Source organism: Amycolatopsis vancoresmycina, from assembly GCF_000716785.1.
GTDB lineage: Bacteria > Actinomycetota > Actinomycetes > Mycobacteriales > Pseudonocardiaceae > Amycolatopsis > Amycolatopsis vancoresmycina.
Genome location: NZ_JNYY01000002.1, coordinates 365,226 through 385,413, shown reverse-complemented (window position 1 = coordinate 385,413; position 20,188 = coordinate 365,226). Strand labels below are relative to the sequence as shown.

Below are 20,188 nucleotides of genomic sequence, written 5' to 3'. Positions count from 1 at the left end.
CAAACCCTCCTGCCACGGACAGCCCGTGGCCGCGAGCCCATAGGAGGTGAGTGGTTGTGTCACGCCATTACGAGGTAATGGTCATCCTGGACCCCACGCTCGACGAGCGCACGGTCGCCCCCACGCTGGACAACTTCCTCAACGTGATCCGCACTTCGGGCGGTTCCGTGGAGAAGGTCGACGTCTGGGGCCGCCGCCGCCTTTCGTACGAGATCAAGAAGCACGCCGAGGGCATCTACGCGCTGCTCGACCTGAACTCCTCGGCCGACGCGGTCAAGGAGCTCGACCGGCAGCTGTCGCTGCAGGAGACCGTGCTCCGCACCAAGGTCATGCGCCGCGAGGTCAAGCGCGCCGCGGCCAAGCCCGCTGCCGCCAAGGCCTGAGCCCGAGGGGAACCCCGATGGCTGGAGACACCGTCATCACGGTGGTCGGCAACCTGACGTCCGACCCGGAACTGCGCTTCACCCCGTCCGGTGCGGCGGTCGCGAACTTCACCGTCGCGTCCACCCCGCGCACCCTCGACCGGCAGTCCGGCGAGTGGAAGGACGGCGAGGCGCTGTTCCTGCGCTGCAACATCTGGCGCCAGGCGGCGGAGAACGTCGCCGAGTCCCTGACCCGCGGCGCCCGCGTCGTCGTGCAGGGCCGCCTGAAGCAGCGGTCGTTCGAGACCAAGGAAGGCGAGAAGCGGACCGTCGTCGAGCTCGAGGTCGACGAGATCGGCCCCTCGCTGCGCTACGCCACGGCCAAGGTCAACAAGGTCAGCCGCGGTGGCGGCGGTGACTTCGGCGGCGGCGGTGGCGGCGGGAACCGCGGTGGCGGCGGTGGCGGCGGTATGCCGGCCGACGACCCGTGGGGTTCCGCGCCCGCCGCGAGCAGCGGTGGCGGCGGCTTCTCGGACGAGCCCCCGTTCTGATCTCGCACACATCCACAAGATTTGAATTTCCAGGAGTAGACAGTGGCCAAGCCACCCATCCGCAAGCCCAAGAAGAAGGTCTGCGTGTTCTGCAAGGCCGAGAAGAAGGGCCGCCCGGAACTGATCGACTACAAGGACACCAACCTGCTGCGGAAGTACATCTCCGACCGCGGCAAGATCCGTGCCCGTCGCGTCACCGGCAACTGCAGCCAGCACCAGCGTGACATCGCCATCGCGGTCAAGAACTCCCGCGAGATGGCGCTGCTGCCCTACACCTCGACCGCGCGCTAAGGGAGGGCACTGACATGGCGAAGATCATCCTCACCACGGACGTGGCCAACCTGGGCGGCCCCGGCGACATCGTCGAGGTCAAGGACGGCTACGCGCGCAACTACCTGCTCCCGCGGGGCTACGCGATCGTGGCCTCCAAGGGCGCGGAGAAGAACGTCCGCACGATCCAGCGCGCGCAGGAGAGCCGTCGCATCCGCGACCTCGACCACGCCAAGGAGATCAAGGCGACGCTGGAGGGCCTCGGCGCCATCCAGCTCACCGGCAAGGCGGCCGAGGGCTCGAAGAAGCTCTTCGGTTCGATCACCGCCGGCGAGATCGTCGACGCGATCAAGGCGGCCGGTGGCCCGCTGCTCGACAAGCGCGTCATCGAGCTGCGCGACCACATCAAGACCGTGGGCAAGCACTCGGTCGGCGCCCGGCTGCACCCGGACGTCAAGGTCGACGTGCGGCTCGAGGTCAAGGCTGTCGCGCAGTAAGGCAGATACGTCGTGAGAAGGCGGGTCACCCCTGGTGGGTGGCCCGCCTTCACGCTTTCCGGGGAACCCCGGACACGACGGCGGCGTCGGAGGAGAATGAGCGGGGACGCGAAGGGGATGGAGCGGGATGGGTAACGAGGTCAACATGTCCGCGCCGGCCGGTGGGGGCGGCGGCTTCACCTTCGACGCCGACAAGATCGACGGCGTCATCAAGAAGTGGCAGGACCTCCAAGCCGACTTGAAGCGCGACTACGACGACGCCAACCTGATGGCGAACGTCAAGGCGCCCGGCAAGGAGTTCGCCAGCGGCGACTGGGAGAAGCTCGCCAACCCGTCCGGCAAGGCGTTCCTCGAGCAGAACCGCAAGATGCAGGAGTACGTCAAGAACTACATCGACGCGCTCACCGCCGCCAAGCAGAAGATCACCACCAAGGAGTCGGACACCCAGGCCGACCTTTCGAAGACGGGGAACCAGGCCACGTGAACCGACGACTGATCGCCGTCCCGGCGCTGGCCTTCGCCGTGCTCGCCCTGGCCGGCTGCGCCGGCAAGACCCGGGGCACCGCCAACCCGGCCCCCGCGTCCGAGTCGAGCACCGAAACCACCACCCGGTCCACCGCCGACACCGCCCCGCACGTGCCGGCCCCGCTGAACACCGGGTCGATCACCTCGGACGCCTGCGCGACGCTGTCGGCGTCGGCGCGCTCCGACCTCGGCCTCGGCGAGGGGCGGCCGCGCACCACCGGCAACGGCCCGAGCTGCACGTTCCAGGAAGCCGCCGACCCGGGCAACCAGATCGACGTGACCACGGTGACGGCGAACAAGAACGGCCTCCAGGACGTCTACGACACGAAGGCCAACGACGCCTACTGGGGCGAGACCCAGGCCGCCGGGTACCCGGGCGTCTACGCCGCCGCGGTGGACGACCGCAAGAACGGCAAATGCGGCCTGTTCGTCGCGGTGACCGACCAGCTGGCGGTCAACGTCCTGGTGCAGTACGACAACGGCGCCGGTGCTTCGGACCCGTGCCCGGTGGCGATGAAGTTCGGCGAGGCGATGATCCACACGCTGGGAGGCTGAAGTGCTGGAACTGGTGCTGCTGGGCGGCTTCGCCGCCTACAACATGGCGACCACGCATTCGGACGACCACACGTCGGTGCAGGGTGACCGCAAGATCGACTGCTACGACATCTGGGAGAAGATCACCACCGGCCCCGGCCCCGGCTCGATCGAAAACGGCCAGGCGGCGGCGAGCCGGCTGAAGGGCGCCTACCAGGAACGGCTCGGCACGATCGACGACCTGGCCAAGGAGATGGACGCCGCCTGGACGGGCGGCGGCTCCGAGGCGGCGCAGAACGCCGGCGCCCACCCGCTGCGGGTGTGGATGGAGGACTCCGGCACCAAGCTCACCGATTCCGACAAGTACCTCGGCGAGCAGCACAACGCGTTCACCACGGTGCACGCGCAGGTGCAGCAGGTGCCGAAGGACCCGCCGAAGAACAACCTGCTCAACGCGATCACGCCGTGGACGACCGACACCGACCGGGCGATCCGCGACTACAACGCCAAGGGCCAGGCCAACGTCGACGCCTTCAACACCTACTACAAGGCGAGCAACGACAACGGCCAGAAGATGCCGACGTACTCCGCGCTCAAGGGGCAGCAGGAGAACGTCGACGTCAACGGCGGCAAGGACGGCAAGAAGAAGCCGGGCGACGACGGCAGCAACGGCAACGGCAACCCGAACGGCACCGGTTCGGTGCCCGGCGGCGTGAACATGCCGGGTCCGGGCGGGGTGCCGTCCTTCCCCGGGCAGCCGAACACGCCGGGCGGTGGCTTCGACCCGTCGAAGGTGCCGGGGTTCGACCCGGGCAAGCCGCCGAACTTCGACCCGTCGAAGGTCCCCGGCGGGAACTTCGACCCCTCGAAGATCCCGGGCGGCGGCAACTACACCCCGCCGAACTTCACCGACGGCACCCACTCGTCGGGCTTCACGCCGCCGAAGATTTCCGGTGCCGGCGGCTTCGGGCCCAGCGGCGGCGGGGGCGGCGCGGGTGACTTCTCCATCCCCGGCGGCGGCTTCGGGCCCGGCGGCTCGGGCGGGATCGGCGACCCGTCGGCGGGCTTCGGGCCGGGCGGCGTGGGCTTCGGACCCGGCGGCTCGACCGGGGCCATGCCCGGTGGCGTGGGCGCGGGTGGCGCGGGCGCCGGCGCCGCGGGGGGCGGCGGAGCGACCGGTGCGGCCGCCGGCCGGCCCGGCAGCTCCGGGATGGGTGGCATGGGCGGCATGCACCCCGGCGGTGCCAAGGGCCAGGGCGGCGGCGACGAGGAACGCACGTCGAAGTACCTGCTCGGCGACGACCCGAACGACATCTTCGGGACCGACGAGCTGACCGCGCCGCCGGTCATCGGCGAGTAGCGCACGCGGGACCGCCGGGCGCGTGCCAAGATGGGCGCGCCCGGCTGCTTCGGGTTCACCAACTGGCTTCAATGGGGGAAGAGCGGTGCTGGACAGGCAAGTCACCATCTCGACCGGCACCCTGATCACCCTGATCCGGCGCCGGGGCGGCGAGCCGCACGTGGTGCTGTCCGAAACGCCGACCTGGTACAGCGACGAGGCCCAGCGCGCCGAGGACGAGCAGGCCAACGCCGAGCTCGCCAAGGCCGGGTTGTTCGGCCCGCGCGGCATGCACCCGGGGTTCGTCGCGACGGTCGAGGCGATCGCGCGGCCGCAGCTGGAGTACTACGGCTGGATCGACGGCGGCTTCCAGGGCAAGCCGGTGAGCTACCGGCTGCTCGCCGGCTCCGCGGGCGGCGAGGCGTTCGTGCTGGCCAAGCACGAGGAGCTGGACGCCGTCGTGCTGGAGTCGACGAAGCCGCACGAGCTGCTCGACGACTTCCTCGGCCAGATCCCCAAGCTGGCACCCGGCCGGGGGACACCGCTCGCGGTGCCGAAGAGCCGGCTCGAGGGGACAGCCCGCGGTGACGACGGCGGGTTCGCCGTGCTCCGCAGCGACCGCCCGGCCGAGGGTTCGCAGGAGGCCGACGAGCTCCGCCGGATCCTCGCGTTACGCCGGATGGGGAGCGGCAGCCTGTACGTCGCGGCCCGCAACCGCACCGGAGCCCGGCACCGGATCGAACGCCCGGTTAACTACATCGATACGTCCGAAGGCCGGTGGCTGACCGAGGAGATTCCGGGACGTGGCGAGAACCGGATCGCCTTCACCCCGGCCGACCAGCGCGTTCTCGCTGACCGGTTACGCAGCGCACAGGGCCGGCTCACCGCGGCCTGACGCGCGGGCCGTTCAGCCCTCCGGGTCACCCCTCCACTCTCCGTGATATTCATCCACAGGCCGCATCGCCCAATGGGTTCGAGCTGGTCCACGACACGCCGAAGAACGGACTTCACGCGACACGCCGGACGAGTTTTCGGCGAGTTCTCCACACCATGTCCACAGCCTTTGACCTGCACTTTCACCAAAGCCGATCACGCTTGTCCCCAACTTGTCCACAGCTCTCGCGGCACCTGTGACTGGTTACCCCCATTCATCCCCAGGTTGTCCACAGAAGGGTCCCCACCCCAAATTGCCATCGGCCTTCCGGGGGATCTAGCGTGCCCGCTCGGGCCTGTACTCACGGTGGCGCTCCGCGTGTCTGCGACAGCTGACCGAGGTCGTCCCCGATCATCGGGGGCGGGTCCGGGGGACGAAAGCACGGGCTCCAGCCGCGTGCTTCGAGAGCGAAGATCCGGCATACTCGAACGGGTGTTCGACGAATGAGGAGGTGTCCGGGGCGGTGGCGCTGACCGACGACCGCAGTCCGATATACGCGGAGTCCGACCCGGGTCCGAGCGACCCCGGCCCTGGGGGAGGCGGCGGCTTCGACCGCCAGCCGCCGCAGGACATCGCGGCCGAGCAGTCGGTGCTCGGCGGCATGCTGCTGTCCAAGGACGCGGTCGCCGACGTCATCGAGGCGCTCGGCCCCGACGACTTCTACCGGCCCGCGCACCAGGCGATCTACGACTGCATCCTCGACCTCTACGGCCGCGGCGAGCCAGCCGACCCGATCACGGTGTCGGCGGAGCTGGAGCGGCGCGGCGAACTGGGCCGCGTCGGCGGCGCGCCCTACCTGCACACGCTGATCGCGACCGTGCCGACCGCGGCGAACGCGGGCTACTACGCGGAGATCGTCTCGGAGAAGGCGGTGCTGCGCCGGCTGGTCGAGGCGGGCACCCGGATCGTGCAGTACGGCTACGGCGCGGCCGCGGCCGACGGCGCCAACATCGACGAGGTGGTCGACCGCGCGCAGGCCGCGATCTACGACGTCACCGAGCGGCGGACCAGCGAGGACTACGTCGCGCTGGAAGAGCTGCTGCAGCCGACGATGGACGAGATCGACGCGATCGCCTCGCGCGGCGGCCAGTCCCAGGGCATCCCGACCGGCTTCACCGACTTCGACGAGCTGACCAACGGCCTGCACCCGGGTCAGATGATCATCGTCGCCGCCCGGCCCGGTGTCGGCAAGTCGACACTGGGCCTGGACTTCGCGCGCTCGGCGTCGATCCGGCACGGCATGACCAGCGTCATCTTCTCGCTGGAAATGAGCCGCACCGAGATCGTCATGCGCATGCTCTCGGCCGAGGCCAAGATCCGCCTCGCCGACATGCGCGGCGGCAAGATGTCCGACGACGACTGGACGCGGCTGGCCCGCCGGATGAGCGAGGTGTCCGAGGCGCCGCTGTTCGTCGACGACTCGCCGAACATGACGATGATGGAGATCCGCGCGAAGGCCCGGCGGCTGAAGCAGCGCAACGACCTCAAGCTGGTCGTCCTCGACTACCTCCAGCTGATGACGTCCGGCAAGCGCGTCGAGTCGCGGCAGCAGGAGGTCTCGGAGTTCTCCCGGCAGATGAAGCTGCTGGCTAAGGAGATCGAGGTCCCGGTGATCGCGATCAGCCAGCTGAACCGTGGTCCGGAGCAGCGCACGGACAAGCGCCCGATGCTGTCCGACCTGCGTGAGTCCGGCTCCCTGGAGCAGGACGCCGACCTCGTCATCCTGGTCAACCGCCCCGACGCCTGGGAGCGCGACGACCCGCGTGCGGGCGAGGCGGACCTGATCATCGCGAAGCACCGCGCCGGGCCGACGGCGACGATCACCGTCGCGCACCAGCTGCACTACAGCCGGTTCGTCGACCTCTCCCACGACTAACCGAGAGCGCTGTACCCGCGGACGAACGCGGTGAGGAGCCGGCCGAACGTCTCGCGGTCCTCGTCCGCCCAGTCCGCCATCACCTCCGCGAAGACCCCGCGGCGGAAGGCGTGCATCTCGTCGAGGTGCGCCTGACCGGCTTCGGTCGGCACGAGCACCGCACGCCGTCCGTCGCGCTGGTCGGCCTCTCGGCGGAGCAGCCCCTGCTCGACCGCGCGCGCCACGAGCCGGCTGGCGCGCGGCTGGTCGACGCCCATCGCCGCGCTCAACGCCGTCACCGTGCCGGCCTCGCCGCGTTCGGTGAGCTCCTCGACGACGTCGAGCAGCTCGTACACCGGGTCGTGCGCGCCGCGGCCTCTCGCCTTGGCGATCCGGCTGAGGGCTCGCCGCTGCTGGCTGCGGCGGATCGCGATCATGGCGCGCTCGACGTCGGCCACCGCGTCCGTCATGGTTGCTTCACCTCCGAACTACATGTACTTTTACATGTAGTTGTTCATCGACATCCAGGAGTACCCGTGAAACCCCTCGGCTGGTGGCTCCGCCACCTCCACGAGCTCCTCGAATCCTCCATGGCCCACGCGCTCGAGGCGGAATCGCTGACCCGCCGGCACTGGCAGGTACTCAACACGATCGCCCTCGGCGCCCGCACGCCGGAGGAGATCGACGCGGCGATGACCCCGTTCGTCACCGCCGAAGGCTCGATGGCACCGAAGCTGGCCGACCTGCGTGCCCGCGGCTGGGTCGCCGAAGACGGCACCTTGACCGGCGAAGGCCGCGAAGCGCACGCCCGCGTCGAAGACCGGGTCAAGGCGTTCCGCACGAAGAGCACCGAAGGCATCAGCGACGACGACTACCGCACCACGATCCGCACACTGGAGCGCTGCGCCGCGAACCTCGAAGCCGCCTGAGGAATATCCCGCGACCGCCAGGCGTCAGGTACTCTAGTAGTTGAACTTTCAATCACTGGAGCGACCGATGACCCGCACCCCGGTTCTCTACCTCAGCCACGGCGCCCCGCCGCTCGCCGACGACGCCACCTGGACCCGCCAGCTCGCCGGCTGGTCGGCCGACCTGCCGAAGCCCCGCGCGATCCTGGTCGTCTCGGCGCACTGGGAGGAGGCGCCGCTGACCCTCGGGGCGACGACGACCGTGCCGCTCGTGTACGACTTCTGGGGCTTCCCGGACCGCTACTACCAGGTGAAGTACGCGGCTCCCGGCGCACCGGAACTGGCGGCGAAGGTCCGGAAGCTGCTCCGCTCGACCGAGACGCCGGTGCACGACGCGCCGGAGCGCGGCCTCGACCACGGCGCCTACGTGCCGCTCGTCGAGATGTACCCGGACGCCGACATCCCGGTGCTGCAGGTCTCGATGCCCTCGCTCGACCCGCGGGAGCTGTTCGACCTCGGCCGCAAGCTCGCACCGCTGCGCGACGAAGGCGTGCTGATCATCGGCAGCGGCTTCTTCACCCACAACCTCAGCGGCATGGCCCGTTCCACCGACGGGACGCCGCCGGCGTGGTCGGCCGAGTTCGACCACTGGGGCGACGAGGTCCTGAGCAGCGGCGACGTCGACACGCTGCTCGACTTCCGGCACAAGGCACCGGCGGCCACGCTCGCGCACCCGCGGATCGAGCACTTCGCACCGCTGTTCGTCTCCCTCGGCGCCACTTCGGACGAGGGATCCGGCCGGACGGTGATCGACGGCTTCTGGCACGGCCTGGCGAAGCGCTCCCTCCAGTTCTCCTGACCTCCCGCGAACGCGAGCGAGCCCCAGGAGCCGGTTGGCTCCTGGGGCTCTTCGTCTCCAGGGAAGGAGAGCTATTCGGTGCTCGCGGGGGAGACCCGCATCCGCGGTCGCGTCGCCGGAGCGCTCCGTGCGAGGTCGCCCTCGCGGCGCGGTGGAGCGCCGGCCGCCGTGACAGCGGGGTTCGTGGGGCCGGCGGGTTCCGGGGAACCCGCCGGCCTTACCGCACTACTTGCGCTTCACCAGGCCCAGCAGCTTCGCGAGGAAGCCGGTGGAGTCCAGGCCCGACATCGCCGGCACCTGCGGGGTGCTGTCCAGCACCGGCAGCTTGGCGTTCACCGGCAGCTGGGCCGGGACGGCCGGCAGGGCCGGGGTGGCGGGCAGGTCCGCACGCTGGGTGTGGGTCGGCAGGACGCCACCCAGGGCGGGCAGCGCCGGCAGACCGGCGGCCGGGAGGGCCGGGGTCGGCAGGTCCGCACGCTGGGTGTGCGCCGGCAGCAGCCCACCCACGGCGGGCAGGCCGGCGGTCGGCAGGAGACCACCCACGGCGGGCAGGCCACCGGTCGGCAGCAGGCCACCCACGGCGGGCAGGGCCGGCAGACCGGCGGCCGGCAGCAGCCCACTGACGACGGGCAGCCCCGCGACCTGACGGTCCGCCCGCTCGGTGTGGCCCTGACCCGGCACGGTCTCACCCACCGCGGCCAGCCCGGCCACGGTGGACAGCGCCGACTCGGTCGGCAGCGCCGGCTTCGGCAGCGACGGGACGCCCGCGGCCGGCAGCTGCACCAGCTTCGTGGCCCCGGCCAGGTTGCCCACCGACGGCACGTCGGCGCGCTTGCTCTCCGGAACGCTGACCGGCGGGAGCCCGCTGGCGGACACGCCGGCGACCGGCAGCTTCGGGGTGGGCAGCCCGGCGACCGGCAGCGCGCTGGTCAGCCCGTCGAACGACGGCAGTCCACCGAGCAGCTTGGTGATCGGCAGGGCGCCGGTCAGCCCGTCCACCGACGGCACGTCGCGGTGGGCCAGGCTGCTGCGAACCGCGGCCAGCGACGGCAGCTCGTCGGCCGCCAGCTCCGAGCCCGCCTCCGGGAACGCGAGGGTGTCCACGGCCTCGTCGTCGATGCTCGTCGCGTTGGTCGCGTACGCGGTCGCGACCCCGAGCAGCTCGAGGGGCACCCCGTAGATCTGCACCGGCAGCGCGAACGCGTGGTACAGGTCGAGGCCCGACAGCGCGGACTCGTCGCCCTTGGTGACGGACGTCCCGCCGTTCTGCGTGGTCAGCGTGTTCTCGCCGACGGCGTTCGCGACGCCGCCCACGGTCACCGCGTCGCCGAACAGCTGCGCGATCGCGGTCACCGGCAGGTCGAGGATGTTGCCGGAGATCGCGCCCTCGACACCGGAGGTGGTGTCGTTGCCCGAGTTCGTCACGTCGGTCATGTTGATGCCGGCGCCCTTGGCGACGCCCGCCACACTGGCGGCGTCCCCGAAGACCTGCGCCACCGGCAGCGCGTCCACGCCGACGATGTTGCCGGCCACGCTGCCGAAGTCACCGCTGGTGGTGGCGTCGCCGCCCGCGATCGACGAGACGTCGTTGGTGCCCACCCCGGTGCCGAGCGCGCCACCGGCGAGCCCGTCGCCGAAGACCGAGCCGGCGCCCGCGATCGGGGCCTTCACGATGTTGCCGGTCAGCGCACCGAACCGGCCGTCGGTCACGGCGTCGCCGCCCGCCGTCGCGTCGGTGATGTTGTCGTTCTCACCGGTGCCGATGCCGCCGACGGCACCGCCGACACCCATCGCCTGCAGCGGCAGCGCGACCGGGGCCTCGATGATGTTGCCCGCGCCGGCCCCGCCGGGACCGTGGGCCTTGACGGGGCCGCCCGCGTTGGACGTCGTGTCGGTCGAGCCCTTGCCGTGGCCCTGGCCGATGAGGGCGCCACCGATGTTGGCGGCCTGCACCGGGATCGACGCCGGGACCGTGCCCAGGTTGGAGCTCAGGAAGCCGCCGTCGTCGACGGTGCTGCCACCGCCGCCGCCGGAGACGACCTTGGTCTCGTCGGCCGCGCCGGAGCCCTGGCCGATGAACGAGCCGCCGATGCCGAAGACCTCGAGCGGGAGGCCGGCCGGCACCTGGACGAGGTTGCCCGAGCCGGACGAGTTGCTGCCCTGCGTGCCGTCGTACGCCCCGGCGGTGACCGTCTTGTCCTCGGTCGCCTTGCCGGTCGCGTTGCCGATGTGGCTGCCGCCGATGCCGAAGACCTCGGGCGCGCCCGCGGCCTGGGTGTTGACGATGTTGCCGCCGAGGAAGGCGCCGTTGCCCTTGGTGTAGCTGCCGTTGCCGGCGTTGGCGTCGGTCGTGTTGTCGTGCGCGGCGTTCGCCTGGCCGATGTAGGTGCCGCCGATGCCGAAGGCTTCGACGGGCAGCGCGATCGACGGGTTCAGGACGTTGCCCGACCCGCTCGAGTCGTCACCGGTGGTCTTGACGAAGCCACCCGAGTCGACCGTGCTGGAGGACGTGCTGGCCCCGGGGATGCCCGTCGAGGCGTTGCCGATCCACGAGCCCGCGACACCCGCGACGTTCGCGATCGGGGACAGCGCGGCCGCCCCGCCGTTGCCGGAGAGGAACGAGTCGTCGCCGCTGGTCTCGAGGTAGGTCGGGATGCCGAGGCGGCCCTTGCGGGTGCTGCCGGCCAAGGCGTCGGCCGAGGTGTTGCAGCTGTCGGAGTTCGACAGCGAGCCCCACACCGCACCGGAGTTGCAGTTGAACTTCACCGGCAGGGCGATCGGCGCGCCGACCACGTTGCCCGAGCCGGAGGCGTTGTCACCGGAGCTCAGCAGCGTGCCGCCGGAGGCCGCGACGGTGTCGGCCGAGTAGCCGTGGCTCTGCCCGTTGCCGAGCAGGTAGGAAGCGGCGTTGCCGGTCACCTGCACCGGGGTGGCGAAGTGGCCCGCCAGCACGTTGCCGGAGAGGGACGAGCCGTCGCCGTTGGTGGCGACGTCGCCGGTCTCGGTCGTGCTCTGGCTGGCCGACCCGCCGGTCACGCGGCCGGTGCCGCCGGCGACCCCGCCGCCGTTCCCGGCGATCTGGACCGGCAGGGCCCAGTCGAGGGCCACGGCGTTGCCCGCGATGCTCGAGTCGCGGCCGGTCGTCTTGACGTCCTGGTCGTGCGACCACGTCTGCGAGTGGTGGCCGCCCTCCACGTTCGCGTCGCCCACGACGCCGATCGCGTTGTCGACGATCTGGATCGGGACGACGACGTCGCCCGTGACCTTGTTGCCCTTGAGGTTGTTGTGGCTCGGGGTGAAGGTTCCCGCGCCGTCGGCCTTGGTGGCACCGCCGATGGTGCTCTGGCTGATCGGGCTGGCTTCGTCGAGCTGCTGCGCGGCCTTGTTCGCCGCGCCGGTGACCGGCTTCGTGCTCAGCTCCGTCTGCCCGGCGGGCAGGTCCAGCTGGCCGAAGGGGGTGCCGACCGCGTTGTTGGCTTCCTGGATCGGAGCCGTGACGTTCAGGTCGAGCGGGGAGGCCGGGGTGTCGGGGTTGACGTTCTCGTCGGCCGAAGCGATGCCGGTACCCAGCATCAGCAACCCACCCGTGACAAGTGCGGTCTGGAGTCCGCGCTTTGCCCACGTCTGCATGGGGTTTTTCTCCTTTATTTCGGGTTCCCTTGCGGGCTTGTGGGGGTGCGCTCGTCGAATTCGGAATGGGTCCGAGCCGCACCAGAGGGGGAAGGACTTCGTGCGGGCGCACCAAGGCGCACCGCCGTGCACGGGAGTTGCGCGGACCCGACGTCGTCAGCGAAGGACGGACGTGAAGTGGTCAGCGACCCGTGGCAGGAGGTGTTCAGTCAGGAGTGACGCCGGGCTGTTCGCCCGGGGTGCGCAGCGAGTGGCGCAGGCCGGCGCGGGTCATCGCCGCGACGGCGGTGTCGACGGCTTCGGTCGTCCAGGACGGGACGCCGAAGTTGAAACCGTCGAGGTGTCCACCGGGGGCAGTGCTGCCACCCGGGGCGGTGGGGACGGCCGGCGCGACCGGAAGCTGCGCCGGGGACAGCGGCGACGGCAGGTCACGGTGCTCGTCGCGGAACTGCTCCGCGGCACCGGTGACGTCGTCGTGCTGGAGACCCGCCGGCGTCGCGTCCTGCAACGCGGCAGGGAGTTCGACGGTGGCGACGCCGGGCGTGCCGGCCGCTTCGCCGGCGCCCGAGGTCACCGGCGCCGTGGCCGAACCGCCACCCGTCAGGCCGCCGGGCAGCGGGACCAGCGTGTCCCGGCCCGCCGGGTCGAGCAGCTGCCACACGTGGCGGCCGAAGTCCTTGGCCGGCTCGGGAGCGATGGTCTCCTCGATGACCTGGCGGGTGTCCTCCGGCTTGCGGGCGATGTGCTCGAACGCGCCGAGGGTGCGCTGCGCCGGGCTCAGCACCGCGTCGTCGGCGAGGTCCGCCACCGAGCCGCTGACGCGGTCGGAGACTTCCTGCTCGACGGTGCGGGCGTCGGTGGGGTCGCACGGGCGGGGCGGCTCGCTCCACGTCGTCGCGTCCTGGTGGCAGGCCGTCTCGGCGACCCCGCCGGCCACGTCGCCCGCGAAGTGCGCAGTGCCGTGGTTCACGTCGCCGAGGCTGCCCGCCGTGGCGTCGCTGACCGGAGTGACGGAGGCGGTGCCGACCTCGACGGTGTCGGCCGAGGCGACCGCGCCGGAGACGAGCCAAGCGGCCGCCGTGCCGGCCACCGCGCCGCCGAGCACCAGCAACGCACGCGACACGAGACGGCCGGCGCGCTTGGCGCCCTGCCCCTCGTTCGTCGCGGTGTTCGCCACTGGTGGGTCTCCTCGGATCGGGTGATCGACCGGCCACATGCCGTTGCGGAAGCGACCTAACCAAATCCGCGCCGGGCCGCGCACCTCCGACCGGACTTGATGCCCCCATCGTGTGAAAGACACACGGTGTAACCCGGTCTGACGAACGGTGATCATGCCTGGCCGCCGGGTGTGTCGGACGCGGCCGCGGGAAAGCGGCCGAATCGGGCGCTCCAGCCGCTACGGTGAGCCGGTGAGCCACGCGCGACGCGAAGACCCGTTCCTGCCGGAGCACGAGGACGTCACCGGGCTGATCCCCCGGGGCCTGCGCATCAGCGCGGCGCTGGCGTGGCGGTTCATCGTGGTGGTCGCCGCCCTGTACGCCGTGGTGTGGGTGATCGGCTACCTGTCCGTGGTCGTCATCCCGCTGGGCATCGCCCTGCTGGTTTCGGCCCTGCTCGCGCCGGCGGTCCAGAAACTGGTGGCGGTGCGGTTCCCGCGCGGGCTGGCGACGGCGATCGTGCTGATCGCCGGGCTCGCCGTGCTCGGCGGGCTGCTGACGTTCGTCGTCACGCAGTTCTCCTCCGGCCTGCCGCAGCTGCAGCAGCAGGTGAACGCGAGCCTCGACCAGATCAAGAACTGGCTGCTCAACGGGCCGCCGCACCTGCGGCAGGAGCAGATCCAGGACTTCATCAACCAGGCGATCGGGTTCATCCAGAACAACCAGGCGTCGATCACGACGACCGCGCTGACCACGGCGAGCACCGTCGGCGAGATCCTCACCGGCTTCCTGCTGACGCTGTTCATCACGATCTTCTTCCTCAGCGGCGGCGACGGGATCTGGACGTTCCTGGTCCGCGCCGTGCCGCAGCGGGTCCGCAACCGCGTCGACGTCGCCGGGCGCCGCGGGTTCGCGTCGCTGGTCAGCTACGTGCGCGCGACGGCCGCGGTGGCCGTCGTCGACGCCGTCGGCATCGGCATCGGCCTGTGGATCATGGGCGTGCCGCTGGTGATCCCGCTGGCGACGCTGGTGTTCATCGGCGCGTTCATCCCGATCATCGGCGCGGTCATCACCGGCGGCGTCGCGGTGCTGATCGCGCTGGTGACGAACGGGTTCATCGGCGCGGTGATCGTGCTGGCCATCGTGATCGGCGTGATGCAGCTGGAAAGCCACGTCCTGCAGCCGCTGCTGCTGGGCCGGGCGGTGAAGCTGCACCCGCTGGCCGTGGTGCTCGCCATCACCGCCGGCCTGGTCGCGGGCGGGATCGCCGGCGCGCTGATGGCGGTGCCGCTGCTGGCCGTGCTGAACGCCGGGGTGCGGTCGCTGCTGCACGAAACCGATCCCGACCCGGCCGAGGTGGACGTCCTGAAGGACCAGGCGGCCCAGCCGAACGACGCCGAGCCCGGCTCGCCGAAGGCCGAGATCGCGACGGTCGGCGAGGACGAAGCCGACTCCTCCACGGCGGAGCCGCCGAAGCGCGCCGAAAAGCCGTGACCGTCCGGCGGTCACCGGACCCGGTCACCCCCATGTGGCGGGGTGTCCTGGCGTTCCGCGTGCTCACCTGGGCGTTCGCGGGCGGCACGGTGATCGTGCAGAGCGGCCAGTACCGGCGCGAGTGGCTGGCGTGGGCGGTCCTCGGCGTGATGGCCGTCTGGTCGGTCGTCAGCAGCTTCCTCTACCTGCGCGAGCGGACACGGCCGCCGTCGCTGGTCGTGTTCGACCTCGTGCTGACCACCGGGCTGCTGCTGACCTCGCCGTGGGTGCTCAGCGACGCGCAGTTCGCGCAGAACGTCCCGCTGATCACGACGGTGTGGGCGGCCGTGGCCCCGGTGGCCGCGGGTGCGCGCTTCGGCGCGGCCGGCGGGGTGCTCGCCGGGCTGGTCGTCGGGGTGGCGACCGGGCTGGCGCGGGAGAAGTTCGACCTCGACGTCGCCCGCGACGGCGTCCTGCTCGCCGCCGCCGGCCTGCTGGTCGGCATGGCGGCGACGATGGCCCGCCGGTCCGCGGCGCGGCTGGAGCAGGCGTTGCGGAAGGAAGCGGCGACGGCCGAGCGGGAGCGGCTGGCGCGGTCGATCCACGACAGCGTGCTGCAGGTGCTCGCCCGGGTCCGCAAGCGCGGCAACGAGGTCGGCGGCGAAGCGGCGGAGCTGGCGCGGCTGGCCGGCGAGCAGGAGATCGCGCTGCGGTCGCTGGTGACCACCGAGCCGGTGCGGCCGAACGACAGCGGCCGGACGAGCCTGCGCGCCGCGCTGCAGGTGCTCGCCACGTCGTCGGTGCAGGTCTCGGCCCCGGCGGACGACGTCGAGCTGCCGGCGCACGTCACCGGCGAGCTGGTCGCCGTGACCCGCGAAGCGCTGTCGAACGTCGAGAAGCACGCGGGCCCCGGCGCGCACGCGTGGGTGCTGCTGGAGGACCTGGGCGACGAGGTCGTGGTGAGCATCCGCGACGACGGACCGGGCATACCGGACGGCGTTCTCGAGCAAGCCGCCGCGGACGGGCACCTCGGCGTGGTGGAATCCATCCGCGGGCGGGTCCGCGACCTCGGGGGGAGCGCGACCCTCGACACCGGGCCCGGCCGGGGCACGGAGTGGGAGGTCAGGGTGCCGAGCACGAGGGGTACGAGATGAGCGACGAGCCGCGGATCTCCGTGATGGTGGTCGACGACCACCCGATCTGGCGCGACGGGGTGGCCCGCGACCTGACCGAACACGGCTTCGACGTGCGGGCGACCGCGCCGGACGCCGGCGCGGCCCTGCGGATCGCCCGGACCGTGCAGCCGGACGTCGTCCTGATGGACCTGAACCTGGGCGGCACCTCGGGCGTGGACGCCACCCGCGAGATCACCGCGGCGCTGCCGTCGACGAAGGTGCTGGTGCTGTCCGCCAGCGGCGAGCACAAGGACGTCCTGGAGGCGGTGAAGGCCGGCGCGTCCGGCTACCTGGTCAAGTCGGCGTCCGCGGCGGAGCTGGTCGACGCCGTGCACCGCACCGCCGCCGGCGACCCGGTGTTCACCGCGGGCCTGGCCGGGCTGGTGCTCGGCGAGTACCGGCGGATGGCCGACGCGCCGGCGGAGGGGGCCGAGCCGCCGCGGCTGACCGAGCGCGAGACCGACGTCCTGCGCCTGGTCGCGAAGGGGCTCACCGCGCGGCAGATCGCCGAGCGGCTCGTGCTGTCGCACCGGACGGTGGAGAACCACGTGCAGTCGACGCTGCGGAAGCTGCAGCTGCACAACCGCGTCGAGCTGGCCAGGTACGCGATCGAGCACGGCCTCGACGAGGAGTGACGCTCAGGGCAGGGTCACGAAGCCCGACCAGACGCCGGCGGGCAGCGCGGCCCGGCTCAGCCGCCACTGCGGTTCGCCGGGGTGCCAGGCGGCGAGGACGCGGTCGGCGAGCACCAGGTCCCCGTCGGCCGACCAGCCGAAGCCGCCGCCGCGCTTGAGGTGCTCGGTGACGAACGGCATGCCCGGCGCGTGGTCCCAGGTCGGTCCGTCCGGGCGCAGCAGCCAGATGTCCCGCGTCTGCGTGCTGGTGGCGCGGTAGGCGGGGTTCGCGAAGTCGACGGCCCAGATCGTCCCTTCGCGCGAGGGCACGACGGTGGGTGCCGAGCCGATCGAGGGCCGGTTGAGCTTCTTGCTGCTGTTGTTCCGCAAGTCGACGAGGGTCAGGTCGGTCAGGCCGTCGAGCAGCAGCCAGTCGCCGGCGGCACCGAGGATGCGCGGCGCCTGCCGGATCGTCCGGCCGGTCGCCGGTTCGATCAGGGCGTCGGTGGACTCGGCGGCGTCGGCGTTGATGGTGATCAGCAGGCCGTGCGGGGTCTCGCTCCGCACCTGCGTGCGGCAGCTGGCGGGTTGGCCGTGGCCGAGCTCGCCGCCGTCGAACGAGACGTGCTGGAGCCGGCATTCGTCCGGCGCGTCCTGCCGGATCAGCCACACGCCTTCGCCGGCCGCGTCCGGCCCCGCCGACCAGGCCCGGCCGAGCGACCGCGGCGGGCTCGACGGCCCGGTGTACTCGAGGATCTCGAAGGGCTCGGCGTCCTTGGGGGAGGCCGGGCGGACCGTCAGGACGACGTGCTTCCCGGCCCGCACCACGTCCAGCTGGTTGTCGCCGCCGGGGTAGCCGGGCGGGGTGGCCACCGGGCCGCGGTCGGCGTCGAACAGGGTGGGCCCGGCGGTCGGCAGCAGCGCGGTGACGCCGATGCCACCGGTCGCCTGGATGCCGGAGAGTTCGGTGAGCGGCCCCGGGGGTGGTGGCGGCACGGGTGCGGCGTTGGTGCACCCGGCCAGCAGGAGGGCGGCCGCGACGGCGGCCATGGCGCGGACTACGGGTCCGTTCAGGGTTTTCCCCCGATCTCCCTGGTGGAATCCAGTTCTACCATCGTGGACATGGGCGAGGAAGAGACCGCGGCGGCGGAACCGGTGACCGAAACCAAGCCGTTGAGCGAGCGCGATCTCCGGGTGTCGGACGACGAGCGCGAGCACGTGGTGGGCGTGCTGCAGAAGGCGATCGGCCGCGGCATGATCGACCTCGACGAGTTCACCGAGCGCACCGACAAGGCGCTGGCATCGCGGACGCGTGGCGAGCTGAACGCCGTGCTGGCCGACCTCGCCGGCCTCTACCACCCGGCCGCGGCCCTCGCCGCCGCTCCGGCGTACGCACCTCCGGCGGGTTACGGCGGCTACTCGCCGGGGCCGCGCGTCGAGCTGAACGCGAAGTACTCGTCCCTGCACCGCGGCGGGCCGTGGGTGGTGCCGTCCGAGCTGGTCGTGCGGAACAAGTACGGCTCGACGAAGCTGGACTTCACCGAGGCCCAGGTGCAGTCGCCGGTGGTGCACATCGAGCTGGACGCCAAGTGGGGCTCGGTCGAGATCATCATCCCGGAGCACGCCGCGGTGGACCTCAACTCCATCGGCGACGTCAAGTTCGGCTCGATGGAGGACAAGACCCGCAGCAACGGGCGGATGGGCAACCCGCGGTACGTGCTGAGCGGCCGGGTCCACGGCGGCTCGCTGGTCGTCCGCCACCCGCGGCGCGGGCTCTTCGGCTAGCCGGGGCCCCTCTGCCCCCGGCGTCAAGAAGGCCTCTCCACCCAGGCATCGGGTGGGGAGGCCTTCGCCGTCGTCAGGCGGCCGCCGGCCGGATCGAGCGCAGGTTCCGGGCGACGAACCAGAAGAGGACGGCGAAAGCGACGGCCGCGAGCCCGGCGACGACGTGCAGCCCGGCGGGCAGCCCGTGGGCGCGGACGACGGCGTTGCCCAGCGTGCCGACGGTCGCGAGGCCGAAGGCGTAGCCGAACTCGTTGACGGTCTGGGCCAGCGAAGCGGCGGCACCGGCCTTGCGCACCGGGACGGAGCCGACGACGAGGTCGGTGCCGAGGGCGACCATCGGCCCGACACCCAGCGACGTCACGGCGAACCCGAGCGACGGCCACACCGGCCCGGCGGCCGGGTCGGCGAGCGCGAGGATCACCATCCCGGACGCGGCGAGGGCGACGCCGCCGGCGATCAGCGCGCCCGGCCGGACGCGCCGGGCGAGCACGGGCGCGGCGAGGAAGCTGACGGTCGAGCAGGCCATCCCGGGCAGCAGCCCCAGCGCGGCCCCGACCGGCGACAGGTGCTGGGCGAGCTGGAAGAACTGCGCGGCGAACAGCATGGTCGTGCCGCCGAGCATGCTGAACAGCAACATCCCGCCGAGCGTGGTGCGGAACGCCTTCGCGGCGAAGAGGCTGAAGTCGATCAGCGGGTCGTCGAGCCGGCGCTGCCGCTTCACGAAGACGTAGCCGACGACGACACCGACGACGAGCGCGAGCAGGGGAACGGCCCGGACGCCGTCGCGGGCGAGTTCCTTGACGCCGTAGACGGCGGGCAGGATCGCGGCGAGGGAGAGGGCGACGCTCGGCAGGTCGAGCCGCCCGGCGGTCTCGTCGCGGTACTCCGGCAGCAGCTTCGGCCCGACGACCAGCAGCAGGACCATGGCGGGCACGCCGAGCAGGAAGACCGAGCCCCACCAGAAGTGTTCGAGCAGGAAACCGCCGACCATCGGCCCGACGATCGCCCCGACGGAGAAGCAGCCGGCCCAGATCCCGATGGCTTCGGCCCGCTGCCGCGGGTTTTCGAACAGGGTCCCGATGAGCGAGAGGGTGGAGGGAGCGAGCGTGGCCCCCGCGATCCCGAGCACGGCCCGCGCGGCGATCAGCATGCCGGCCGTGGTGGAGAAGGCGGCGGCGACGGAGGCGACCCCGAAGGCGGCAGCCCCGATGAGCAGCAGCTTCCGCCGCCCGATCCGGTCCCCGAGCGTCCCCATGGTGACCATGAACCCGGCGACCATGAAGCCGTAGGTGTCCATGATCCAGAGCTGTTCGGTCCCGTCGGCGTGCAGGCTGACGGCAAGCTTCGGCAGGGCGAGCACGAGCACGAAGACGTCGAGCGAGACGAGCAGGGTGGGCAGCGCGAGCACGGCCAGCCCGATCCATTCCCGACGTCCGGCCCTGACGGCATCAGCCGGGGCGGCGATGGTGGCGGTCATGGTGAGGTCCTCTCGGCTCGATCGTTCGCTTCTCACCCCTGCGTCGAGCGGAGGAGGGCAGGATCGACAACCGGCCGGAGTTTTTTCTGGGGGAAGCCCGTGAAGGCCACCTCAGGATTGCCAAGGTGACCTTCACGGACTTCGGGCGAGTTGCCCACACCCCTCGATCAATGTGGACAACCACGCCGGTCCAGGTTCGCACAGCCCGGCACGGTCGGTGATGACCGATAGACTGAAAGTGGG

20 protein-coding genes are annotated in these 20,188 nt (G+C 71.6%); 15 read left to right on the top strand and 5 right to left on the bottom strand.

The genetic code is table 11. The annotated features are described in order from the left end of the window. Positions 1–56: 56 nt before the first annotated feature. The 9 genes from rpsF (at position 57) to dnaB (ending at position 6,888) form a co-directional block, all read left to right on the top strand. Positions 57–383 (top strand): 30S ribosomal protein S6, encoded by a 327-nt coding sequence (rpsF, locus tag OO60_RS07360; protein WP_200876551.1) that lies wholly within the window; start codon positions 57–59, stop codon positions 381–383. Positions 384–400: 17 nt separating this feature from the next. After that, positions 401–913, top strand: coding sequence for a single-stranded DNA-binding protein (locus OO60_RS07355; RefSeq protein ID WP_003098746.1), 513 nt, complete (start codon positions 401–403; stop codon positions 911–913). Positions 914–955: 42 nt separating this feature from the next. Continuing rightward, positions 956–1,204 (top strand): 30S ribosomal protein S18, encoded by a 249-nt coding sequence (rpsR, locus tag OO60_RS07350; RefSeq protein ID WP_003098744.1) that lies wholly within the window; start codon positions 956–958, stop codon positions 1,202–1,204. A gap of 14 nt (positions 1,205–1,218) precedes the next feature. Then, on the top strand, positions 1,219–1,680 hold the full coding sequence (gene rplI / locus OO60_RS07345; RefSeq protein WP_003098743.1) for a 50S ribosomal protein L9: 462 nt from the start codon (positions 1,219–1,221) through the stop codon (positions 1,678–1,680). Between the two features lie 127 nt (positions 1,681–1,807). Then, positions 1,808–2,164: a hypothetical protein gene (locus tag OO60_RS07340; RefSeq protein ID WP_003098741.1), complete on the top strand. Its 357-nt coding sequence runs from the start codon at positions 1,808–1,810 to the stop codon at positions 2,162–2,164. Continuing rightward, on the top strand, positions 2,161–2,760 hold the full coding sequence (locus tag OO60_RS07335; RefSeq protein ID WP_003098740.1) for a DUF3558 domain-containing protein: 600 nt from the start codon (positions 2,161–2,163) through the stop codon (positions 2,758–2,760). Before OO60_RS07340 ends, OO60_RS07335 begins: the two co-directional genes overlap by 4 nt. 1 nt (position 2,761) lies before the next feature. Further along, entirely contained in the window at positions 2,762–4,099 is a 1,338-nt protein-coding gene (locus OO60_RS07330; RefSeq protein ID WP_033261056.1) for a hypothetical protein, read from the top strand. A gap of 85 nt (positions 4,100–4,184) precedes the next feature. Beyond that, positions 4,185–4,973, top strand: a complete 789-nt coding sequence (locus OO60_RS07325; RefSeq protein ID WP_033261055.1) for an ESX secretion-associated protein EspG — start codon at positions 4,185–4,187, stop codon at positions 4,971–4,973. A 502-nt stretch (positions 4,974–5,475) separates the two neighbouring features. Then, the gene (gene dnaB / locus OO60_RS07320; RefSeq protein WP_033261106.1) at positions 5,476–6,888 is read left to right on the top strand and encodes a replicative DNA helicase; all 1,413 of its coding nucleotides are present in this window, start codon (positions 5,476–5,478) and stop codon (positions 6,886–6,888) included. Here dnaB and OO60_RS07315 read toward each other — a convergent pair. Continuing rightward, positions 6,885–7,337, bottom strand: a complete 453-nt coding sequence (locus OO60_RS07315; RefSeq protein ID WP_033261054.1) for a MarR family winged helix-turn-helix transcriptional regulator — start codon at positions 7,335–7,337, stop codon at positions 6,885–6,887. The two genes, dnaB and OO60_RS07315, sit on opposite strands and share 4 nt — an antisense overlap. A 66-nt stretch (positions 7,338–7,403) precedes the next feature. Between OO60_RS07315 and OO60_RS07310 the strand changes: the two genes are divergently transcribed. Beyond that, on the top strand, positions 7,404–7,796 hold the full coding sequence (locus OO60_RS07310; RefSeq protein WP_033261053.1) for a helix-turn-helix domain-containing protein: 393 nt from the start codon (positions 7,404–7,406) through the stop codon (positions 7,794–7,796). A 67-nt stretch (positions 7,797–7,863) separates the two neighbouring features. Further along, entirely contained in the window at positions 7,864–8,634 is a 771-nt protein-coding gene (locus tag OO60_RS07305; RefSeq protein WP_033261052.1) for a dioxygenase family protein, read from the top strand. Positions 8,635–8,859: 225 nt separating this feature from the next. Here OO60_RS07305 and OO60_RS07300 read toward each other — a convergent pair whose 3' ends face one another. Both OO60_RS07300 and OO60_RS07295 read right to left on the bottom strand, forming a co-directional pair. After that, the gene (locus tag OO60_RS07300) at positions 8,860–12,264 is read right to left on the bottom strand and encodes a beta strand repeat-containing protein (RefSeq protein WP_244885496.1); all 3,405 of its coding nucleotides are present in this window, start codon (positions 12,262–12,264) and stop codon (positions 8,860–8,862) included. Between the two features lie 205 nt (positions 12,265–12,469). Beyond that, a complete protein-coding gene (locus tag OO60_RS07295; protein WP_033261050.1) occupies positions 12,470–13,441 on the bottom strand; it encodes a hypothetical protein in 972 nt (323 codons plus the stop codon). Between the two features lie 232 nt (positions 13,442–13,673). Between OO60_RS07295 and OO60_RS07290 the strand changes: the two genes are divergently transcribed. Genes OO60_RS07290 through OO60_RS07280 form a run of 3 tightly spaced genes read left to right on the top strand, consistent with a single transcriptional unit; the run spans position 13,674 to position 16,704 of the window. Further along, positions 13,674–14,915, top strand: coding sequence for an AI-2E family transporter (locus OO60_RS07290; RefSeq protein WP_051767647.1), 1,242 nt, complete (start codon positions 13,674–13,676; stop codon positions 14,913–14,915). 32 nt (positions 14,916–14,947) lie between these two features. Beyond that, positions 14,948–16,048: a MacS family sensor histidine kinase gene (gene macS / locus OO60_RS07285; protein ID WP_244885494.1), complete on the top strand. Its 1,101-nt coding sequence runs from the start codon at positions 14,948–14,950 to the stop codon at positions 16,046–16,048. Beyond that, positions 16,045–16,704, top strand: coding sequence for a response regulator (locus OO60_RS07280; RefSeq protein ID WP_033261048.1), 660 nt, complete (start codon positions 16,045–16,047; stop codon positions 16,702–16,704). Before macS ends, OO60_RS07280 begins: the two co-directional genes overlap by 4 nt. Positions 16,705–16,707: 3 nt before the next feature. On the opposite strand, the gene OO60_RS07275 is transcribed toward OO60_RS07280, so the two are convergent. Continuing rightward, a complete protein-coding gene (locus OO60_RS07275) occupies positions 16,708–17,733 on the bottom strand; it encodes a hypothetical protein (protein WP_033261047.1) in 1,026 nt (341 codons plus the stop codon). Between the two features lie 72 nt (positions 17,734–17,805). Here OO60_RS07275 and OO60_RS07270 point away from each other — a divergent pair, with 72 nt between their 5' ends. Next, positions 17,806–18,468 carry a DUF1707 SHOCT-like domain-containing protein gene (locus tag OO60_RS07270; RefSeq protein WP_033261046.1) on the top strand — a complete coding sequence of 221 codons (663 nt, stop codon included), beginning with the start codon at positions 17,806–17,808 and terminating at the stop codon, positions 18,466–18,468. A gap of 73 nt (positions 18,469–18,541) precedes the next feature. On the opposite strand, the gene OO60_RS07265 is transcribed toward OO60_RS07270, so the two are convergent. Next, the gene (locus OO60_RS07265; RefSeq protein ID WP_033261045.1) at positions 18,542–19,945 is read right to left on the bottom strand and encodes an MFS transporter; all 1,404 of its coding nucleotides are present in this window, start codon (positions 19,943–19,945) and stop codon (positions 18,542–18,544) included. Between the last annotated feature and the right edge of the window lie 243 nt (positions 19,946–20,188).